The 8,320-nt window shown below is 66.8% G+C and carries 8 protein-coding genes; 5 read left to right on the forward strand and 3 right to left on the reverse strand.

The genetic code is table 11. The annotated features are described in order from the left end of the window. The 4 genes from EA346_RS02960 to EA346_RS02975 form a co-directional block, all read left to right on the forward strand. A partial coding sequence (locus EA346_RS02960) for a YaiI/YqxD family protein (RefSeq protein WP_296755452.1) occupies positions 1 to 462 on the forward strand: 462 nt, incomplete at its 5' end. A gap of 35 nt (positions 463 to 497) precedes the next feature. Further along, on the forward strand, positions 498 to 1,088 hold the full coding sequence (locus EA346_RS02965) for a malonic semialdehyde reductase (RefSeq protein WP_296755455.1): 591 nt from the start codon (positions 498 to 500) through the stop codon (positions 1,086 to 1,088). Between the two features lie 130 nt (positions 1,089 to 1,218). Continuing rightward, complete coding sequence (locus EA346_RS02970; protein ID WP_296755457.1) at positions 1,219 to 2,688, forward strand: DUF2868 domain-containing protein; 1,470 nt, start codon at positions 1,219 to 1,221, stop codon at positions 2,686 to 2,688. Continuing rightward, positions 2,685 to 4,088 (forward strand): GTPase/DUF3482 domain-containing protein, encoded by a 1,404-nt coding sequence (locus tag EA346_RS02975; protein WP_296755460.1) that lies wholly within the window; start codon positions 2,685 to 2,687, stop codon positions 4,086 to 4,088. The genes EA346_RS02970 and EA346_RS02975 overlap by 4 nt, the downstream gene beginning before the upstream one ends. 10 nt (positions 4,089 to 4,098) lie before the next feature. On the opposite strand, the gene EA346_RS02980 is transcribed toward EA346_RS02975, so the two are convergent. The 3 genes from EA346_RS02980 to mnmH are packed head-to-tail and all read right to left on the reverse strand — an operon-like array spanning position 4,099 to position 7,377. Next, positions 4,099 to 4,401 (reverse strand): hypothetical protein, encoded by a 303-nt coding sequence (locus EA346_RS02980; RefSeq protein ID WP_296755462.1) that lies wholly within the window; start codon positions 4,399 to 4,401, stop codon positions 4,099 to 4,101. Beyond that, the gene (locus tag EA346_RS02985; protein ID WP_296755465.1) at positions 4,401 to 6,236 is read right to left on the reverse strand and encodes a Na/Pi symporter; all 1,836 of its coding nucleotides are present in this window, start codon (positions 6,234 to 6,236) and stop codon (positions 4,401 to 4,403) included. The genes EA346_RS02980 and EA346_RS02985 overlap by 1 nt, the downstream gene beginning before the upstream one ends. A 4-nt stretch (positions 6,237 to 6,240) precedes the next feature. After that, positions 6,241 to 7,377: a tRNA 2-selenouridine(34) synthase MnmH gene (gene mnmH / locus EA346_RS02990; protein WP_296755468.1), complete on the reverse strand. Its 1,137-nt coding sequence runs from the start codon at positions 7,375 to 7,377 to the stop codon at positions 6,241 to 6,243. Between the two features lie 353 nt (positions 7,378 to 7,730). Between mnmH and EA346_RS02995 the strand changes: the two genes are divergently transcribed. Then, positions 7,731 to 8,291 (forward strand): hypothetical protein, encoded by a 561-nt coding sequence (locus tag EA346_RS02995; RefSeq protein WP_296755470.1) that lies wholly within the window; start codon positions 7,731 to 7,733, stop codon positions 8,289 to 8,291. Positions 8,292 to 8,320: the final 29 nt, after the last annotated feature.

Consider the following 8,320-nt stretch of genomic DNA (forward strand, 5'->3'; position numbering starts at 1 on the left):
GCCTGCCCCGTGGTGATCAAGGAGATCCTGTTCCGCGCTGCCGAACGCGCCCAGGTACACGTGACGCTGGTGGCCAATCAGCCGGTCCGGGTTCCTCCGTCCCGCTATGTCCGGATGCTGCAGGTGGGTTCGGGGTTCGATGTGGCCGACAACGAGATTGTTGCCCGTCTGGAGCCCGGCGACCTGGTCGTCACCGCCGATATTCCCCTGGCCGCCGAGGTCATCGACAAGGGTGGACACGCCCTCAACCCGCGCGGTGAAATGTACAGTGCCGACACCATCCGATCGCGCCTCGACATCAGGGACTTCATGGAGACCCTGCGCGCCTCCGGGGTCGATACCGGTGGCCCGGCGACGCTGAACCAGCGCGATCGCCAGGCCTTTGCCAATCAGCTGGATCGCTTTCTCCAACGCCATATCATGCGACGGCAACAGGAGAATCCGGCGGCGCGAGACACGTGACTCCCACCCACCCGCGAAATCCAAGGAACCGATACATGAGTGAATCCATCGACGCGCAATGTCTGGACCAGCTTTTCTTCGATGCCCGAACCCACAACGAATGGCAGGAGCGGCCCGTCAGCGACGAATTGCTGCGGGAACTCTTCGATGTCCTGCGCTGGGCGCCGACCAGCGCCAACTGCAGCCCGGCGCGCATCGTTTTCGTCAAGAGCCCCGAGGCCAAGGCCAGGCTTTTGCCTGCCTTGATCGAGGGCAATGTCGAGAAGACCCGCACCGCCCCGGTTACCGCGATCATCGGTTACGACCTCGAGTTTCACGAGCACCTGCCGAAGCTCTTTCCGCACACCGATGCCCGTGCCTGGTTCGTTGGCAACGAGCCCCTGATCGAGGCCACGGCCTTTCGCAACGGCACCTTGCAGGGTGCGTACCTGATCATGGCAGCTCGCGCGCTGGGCCTGGATTGTGGGCCGATGTCGGGCTTCGACGCGGACCAGGTCAACGAGGCCTTCTTCGCCGGCACCAGCACCCGGGTGAATTTTCTGTGCAACCTGGGCTATGGCCGACCCGAGGCCCTGTTCCCGCGCAGTCCCCGTTTCGAGTTCGAGGACGTCTGCAGGGTTGAATAGGCCGGGGAGGGCAGGGGTGCGGGCCATTGCCTGAGGTGGCCGCGCCCGTGAACACCGGGGAGGGCGGTAAATCTGATATCTTCGCAGGGCATCGACACCGACGACCTCGCCAGACCCGGATTTCCCTCCCGTGACCAAAGCCATGACCCCCGTCCGCCAGCGCCTCGTCGCGGAGGCCGTCCGCCTGGAAGAAGACCGTCTGGGCAGGATCCTCGACGATCCGGCAGCGGACGCGCGCGCGCGCGAGGCCGGAGGCGACTTCGAGCAGCGGCTGGTGCGACGCGCAGGCGAGATGGCCCTGGGCCGCCGTTTTGCGGGCACGCTCGAGAGTCTGAACCAGATCCGCTTCTGGTTGCTCCTTGGGGCGGTGGTGCTGGCGTTCCTAGCCGGGATGGGCTCTGCCGCAGCGGTCTTCGGCCAGGATGCCACGGTAAACATCGGTTGGGCTCTGTCGGCACTGCTGGGTCTGCAGCTCCTGATGCTGCTGCTTTGGCTCGTCTTTACCCTGTACCGACCGAAGGGCGGCGGCGGCGCCCTGGGTCGGGCGGCGCTGGCGGCGGTGCACGCGCTGGGGCGGCGCCTGTCGCGACGGCCGGAGTCCGCCGTGGTGCTGTCCGCCAGCGTAGGGCTGCTGCGCCGGGGAGGTTTCGGGCGCTGGGTCGCCAGCGCCCTCACCCACGGCCTCTGGGCCATGTTCTGCCTGGGTGCCTTGCTCGGTGCGGTATTCGCTCTCAGTGTCCGGCAATACGAGTTCGTCTGGGGCACCACCCTCCTCACCGAGGGCAGTTTCGTCGCGCTGGTGGCGATGCTGGGGGCCCCGGCGCAGTCGCTGGGCTGGCCGATGCCCGACGCGGAGATCGTGCGCGCAAGCCGCATCGGCCTCGACGGCGCAGTCGGCCGTGAACTCTGGTCGGGGCTGCTGCTTTCTTCGATCCTCTTCTATGGCCTTCTGCCGCGGGCGCTCCTCACCCTGATCAGCCTGCTGCTGGTCCGGCGAGCGGCCGGGCGGCTGCGGCTCGACACCAGCCTTCCCGGTTATGCGCGCCTGTCGGACCGGCTCGGTGCGCACGCGCGCTCGATCGGCGTGCTGGATCCGCGACCGCCCGAGGCACCAGGGCTGGAACCGGCGTCGAGGTCCAGGCCGGCGCCGGTGCACGGGCGGGTGCTGTTGATCGGTCTGGAATTGGAACGCGGCAGCAACGACTGGCCACCCCGCCTTTCTGGGGTGGACTGGATCACGCTCGGCCGCGCGGACGACCGGTCCCAGCGCCGCGACGTGCTCTCCGCGCTGCGCGCACGGGATACGGCCCCCGGCGTTGTTCTGGTTCTTTGCTCCCTCGCACGCACCCCGGACCGCGGCGCCGAGCGCTTCTTTGCCGCGGTGCGCGAGCAGACAAAGGCTCCGGTCTGGGCCCTGCTCGACGAGGGCGGCACGCTCGCCGCGCGGGGCATCGAGCGCGCCGGAAGGCTTCGGCAGTGGCAGCTGGCGGGGGCACGCGCCGGCCTCGATTACGTGCTCGAGGTCGATCTGGACGACCCGCGCCATCCGGGTACCCGGGAACTGGTGGAACTGGTGGGTCAGGGAGTGGCAGAGGGATGAGCGCGATGGTGAAGGTGGTCGTGGTTGGGCACACCAATACGGGCAAGACGTCCCTGCTCCGGACGCTGTCGCGCGACGAGGCCTTTGGCCATGTCTCCGACGAGCCGGCGACCACGCGCCAGGTGGAGGGAATCCAGTTGCTACTGTCCAACGGCGAGCCGGTGATGCTGCTGCTGGACACGCCGGGCCTGGAGGATCCGGACGGGGTGCTGGACGCGCTGGATCGCCTCGCGGGTCCGGAGCGCTTCGACGCGCCCGAACGCGTGCGCCGGTTCCTCGACGGCCCGGAGGCGGCCACCCGCTACGAGCAGGAGGCCAAGGTTCTGCGGCAGATGCTGGACAGTGACGCTGCGATCTATGTGATCGACTGCCGCGAGCCGGTGCTCGGGAAATACCGGGAGGAGCTGACCATCCTCACCTACTGCGCGATCCCGGTGCTGCCCGTGCTGAACTTCGTGGCCAACCCGGCGAGCCGGGAGCCGGAGTGGCGGGAGCAACTGGCCCGACTGAACCTGCATGCCGTCGTCGCCTTCGACACCGTGGTCTTCGACGAGGCCGGCGAACGGCGGCTGTACGAGAAACTGCGCACGCTGCTGGATGCCTACGATCAGCCCCTGCAACGGCTGATCGAGGATCGACGCCAGCAGGGGGAGTGGCTTCGGCGTGCCGCTGCCGAGTACCTGGCCGAGTTGTTGATCGACACCGCCGGCTGCTTGCGGATCATCCCCGGGGACCTCGAGGCCGCGAAGCTGCGGGAAATGATCCTGCGCAACCAGGATGCGGTGCGACAGCGCGAACAGCGCAGTGTCGATGCCCTATTGCGGCTCTTCCGGTTCAGCAGCAGCCACTACGATCACGCGCACCTGCCGTTGGTGAACGGCGCGTGGGGCATGGACTTGTTCAATCCCGATGCCCTGAAGCACTACGGAATGCGAATGGGTGGAGGCGCGGCTGCGGGGGCGGCTGCCGGCGCGGCTGTGGATGCCGCCACTCTCGGCGTGACACTGGGCCTGGGCACGCTGACCGGCACCGCGGTCGGGGCTGTCCTCGGCACTTCGCTGCCGCTGCACAGGCGGGTCTGGGGGCGCCTGCACGGCTTTTCCGAATGGCGCGTGTCCGACGACACCCTGCGTCTTCTGATCGTCCGCCAGATGGCCCTGATCCGGGCCCTGCTGCGCCGTGGCCATGCGGCCCAGGGGGCCCTGGCCTCGGGTGGCGGCCCGGAATCACGTTGGGCGCGCGGACCATTGCCGCGGCCAATGCGGGAGGCCCGGCTGAAACCGAAGTGGTCGCGCCTGAATCCGGAGCTCTTCGACCCGACCCGGGGTGATCGGCAGCTGGCGGTCCAGCGGCTGACGGAGGAGATTCTGGCGGAGTTGTCCGAGCAGGAAGCAAACTGAAGGCGCGGCGTTATTCTTCCGTGATCTTTTCGTCCGTCGCCGCCGCCGGGGCGCTCTTTTCCTTGCGACTCTCGCGGATCTCCATCACCCGGTCCAGGCCCTTGATCCTCTGCGCATGCACGACTTCGAGCTTACCCTGGAGTTCCTTGCGCTGTTCTTCATCCGGGTTGTCCTCGAGCTTCTCGCGCAGCTTGCGTTCCTTGGTCTTCAGCTTCTTCAGCACCTCGCGGATGGCGGCGAGTTCGTCGCTCTGAACGTTCCGGTCCTTGTCCATGAAGTTGGCGAGTTTCGCGAGCAGTTTTTTGGTTTTCATCAGCGTGCCTCTCTAGCAGTCTTACCGCTCTGTTCAGAACCGGTGGCCATGCGCTCGATTTCCCTGTCGTCGAGTGCCAGCAACTCCTCGGCGATCCGGTCCGCAGGTTCGTCTGAAAACAGGAGCACGTGCGCCGCTCCCACCAGCTTCTCGCCAAGCCGATACGCGTAGGCCTCGTCGTTCATCAGCGATGTGGCGATATGCGGCGGGATTCTTCGCTCCCGAACCATCCTGTTGATGCTGTCCAGACGTTCGCGGCTCGTCTTCTCCAGCGAGAGTTTAAGCGAATCCAGTGACAGACTGGTGATGGCGCCCGGCTCCTCCGTGCGCAGCTCCCGGATCTCCCGCAGCAGCTTGGCGATCTGCACGCGCAGGGCGTCGTAGTGCTCGCGTACCGGCGGGTTGGGCGAGACGCCGAAGCGCGACAGGTTCTTGTGCAGATGCTTCATGGCCTTGACCGCCTCGACGATATCGCGACTGGCCTGTTGCAGGCTGTAGAGGCGGTCGGTCCACTGCTGCGGAATCTCGCGGTCCTGCACGTTGCCGATGAAATCGACAATGGCGTTGTAGAGGCTCTTGATCTTCTTTTCGTACACGTCGTCCACGTCCAGCGGCATGATGCGCCGGGTGCTGCGGACCGCGTCGGAAAGCGAGGCATCGGAGTCGATGACGCGCCTGCGCAGGCTCAGGCCGTGGGAGATCAGCACGTGGGCATTGTCGTAGAGGTGTGCGACTTCATTGCGCACCGCCGCCACGGCCGTGGCGGGGGTCTTCAGCGCCTCGGGAAAGAGAAAGCGGGGCTGTTCGGCGGGCGGCGGTACGAAGTGCACGTAGCGGATCAAGGCACGCTCCAGCTGCTTGACGAAGGGGACGAGGAGCATCACCCCGAGCAGGTTGAAAAGGGTGTGGAACAGCGCCAGTTTCAGCAGGAAGTCGTCCTCGGCGATACCGATCAGGTCACTGATCCAGTCCACCGCCCAGACCATCTGATCGATCAGCGCAATCGCCACCGCGGCGGTCATCACGTTGAAGAGGACGTGAGCGACCGCCAGGCGCTTGCCGCCCAGGTTGGCGGTCAGGCCCCCGAGAGCGGTGGTGAAGGCGCTCCCGAGGTTGGCGCCGATGGCCAGCGCCAGGGCATTGTCGTAGGTCACCTGTCCGGCCGCCAGCGCCGCGATGATGACCAGCAGGGTGGCATGGCTGGACTGCATGATCACGGTGACTGCCATCCCGATGGCGGTGAACAGCAGCAGGCCGGCCAGGCCCGGGACCGCGTAGGCGGAGAGATCGAATCCCTCCTGCAGGGCGTCGAAGCCCTCCTTCATGTAGGCGATGCCGAGGAACAGGAAGCCGATGCCGAGGAGCAGGTAGCCAACGCCCTTGAGTTCCCGGCTTCTGTTGAGCAGCAGAATGACCCCGAAGACGAGCATGGGCATTGCGTAGGCGGCGATGTCGACCCGCAGCCCCAGTCCGGCGATCAGCCAGGCCCCGGTGGTGGTGCCCAGATTTGCGCCCATGATGATGCCGATCCCGGCCGCCAGGGAGATCATCTCGGCACTGACGAAGGAGATCGTGATCAGTGACACCAGGGTGCTGGACTGCATCAGCGTGGTGCTGCCGAGGCCAAAGGCAACGCTCTTCCACAGGCGGTCGGTGGATCGGCGCAGCACGATCTCCAGCGCGCCCCCGGTGAAGGCCTTGAACCCCGATTCCAGGGACATCATGCCGAACAGGAAGAGAGCGATGCCCGCCGCGATCTCCTTGAGATCGGGGCTAACCCAGAAGCCGTAGCCCAGGACCAGGAAGACCGCAGTCAGCAGGAGCGAGCGCTGCATCGGCTCAGCGACCCGGTTCCACAGGCCGCCGCACGGCGTCCCGCAGGAAGGCCGTGACGTCGGCGCGGCTGCCGACGAACAACGGGGCACCGATGTCGCCCTGGCGCTTCAGGGCGTGGTCGTACAGCGGGTCGTAGTACTCCGCCAGCAGGGCGCGGATCCAGCCTCGGTGCGCCTCGACCGCGCCGCTGCGGGCCTGTTCGTCGAGTGCGGACTGGAGGGCCTGGCGCAGCTCCTGGTGACGGGCGTCGCCGAGGCGGTTGCGGATCCGGTCCAGCGAGGCCAGGAGTTCGGCACCGAGCCGGTCCAGCGCCTCGGCCTCGCCGTGGAACTGTATATATTCGGCGAGCGGCCCGGAAACGTAGTCGTCCAGGGTCACCTGCACGCGGCTCTCCAGCGGCTCCTCGATGAACACGCGGGGCGAGGCCTTCATCCGGAGGTACAGCGACGGAGGAACCAGCCGGTGGCCGACCAACTTGCTCTCGTCCTCCACAACCACCGGGCGGCGTCCACCCGTTTCCTGCAGGGCATGCAGCCGCAGCAGGGAGATCGCGAGCCGGTTTTCGAAATCGGGTTGGGTGGGCTGTCCTCCGGGACGGCGCCCGAACGCCGAGCCGCGGTGGCGGGCCAGTCCCTCCAGGTCCACGGCGTGGTCGATCGCTTCGATCACGCGGGTCTTGCCGGTGCCGCTGCGGCCCGACAGGAGCAGCAGCGGCAGGGCTGCCGAGGTCTGCTCGAGACTGTCGAGAAGGAATCGGCGCATGGCCTTGTAGCCGCCCCGGATCCGCGGGATCGGGCGGCCGGCCTGCGCCAGCCACTCCTGCACGGTGCCCGAGCGCATGCCGCCGCGGAAACAGTAGAGCTGGCCGTCCGGATGCCGTTCACACCAGCGCAGCCAGCTTTGCAGGCGGGCCTCGCGCGTTGTGCCGCCGACCAGGGCATGACCGAGTTCGATCGCGGCCGGCTGCCCCTCCTCGTTGTATCGAAGGCCGACCTCGTGGCGCTCGGTGTCGGTCAGCAGTGGCAGGTTGTGGGCATTGGGAAAGGCACCCTGTGCGAATTCCACGGGCGCGCGCACATCCAGCAACGGAACGTCGCGCAGGAAGAGATCGAGATAGTTGCTGGTGAGGGTTTGTGTCATGGTATCCGGGCAGAGCTTATGACTTCGCCGCCGATAACGCCACCGGATTCTTATGGGGGTTGCCTGGTCAACCCCCACGGCCTCGGAGCGCGCTACCCCGAAATCCTGAAAGCCTTGGCGTCCATGGAGTGCGGCGGCTTGCCGCCGCTTTGGGGGTCGGGCTGGTCCCGGCGCCGGACAGCGGGAGCAAGCTCCCGCACTCCATAAGGCGGCGGGGGCGGAAAAGTCCGCAGGCCGTCATCCGCCGCACGGCGCGTGGGTGGCCCCAGACGCAGGATTCGTGTTGAGATTGTCGAGTCAGGAAGGGGATGCCGTTGCCCAACGGTGCTGCACTGGCGAGGAGGGATGTGACCATGATCAGGCTTCTCGTAGTTCTTCTGGCTGCCACATTGCTGGGCTGCGCGGCCATGGAAGTCACCAGGGATCCCGCGTCCCCGTTTTTCGTGATTCCCGAGGGTTCCGTAATCGAACTCCATCAGCCGTTGGAGATCCGGCCCGGCACTGCGCGGACCTGGCTGCAGCGCGGTCGGGTCGCGGCGGGTCATGACTGGTATGCGCCCAGCTGCAACCTGGAGATCCGCACCCTGGATCGTGAACGCAGCCAGATGGTGCAGCCCGGAACCTTCGTGATCCGACGCGTGCAGCAGATGGAGGAATGGGTTGAGCTGCCACGACCGGAAGTGCAGCTCGCCGCCGTGGGGTTCGGCGTTGGCTTGGGGTTGGCCGATTACGATGACGGTGGGGTGATGGGCATGTGGCGCGGTTACCATCTCTGGCTGGAGAGCGAGGAGCAGCCCGACGTGCTGCGGATGACCTGTAAGGGCGCGTTTGCGCCTGCATGGGAGGCCCGCCCGCCCAGTCTCGACGACCTGCGTGCCATCTTCGGCGAGATCGCCACCCTGCATCTGCCCTGACGCCCCTGGACGCGCTAGGTTTGATGCAG

This window comes from Thioalkalivibrio sp. (assembly GCF_007692535.1).
Taxonomy (GTDB): Bacteria; Pseudomonadota; Gammaproteobacteria; order Ectothiorhodospirales; family Ectothiorhodospiraceae; genus Thioalkalivibrio.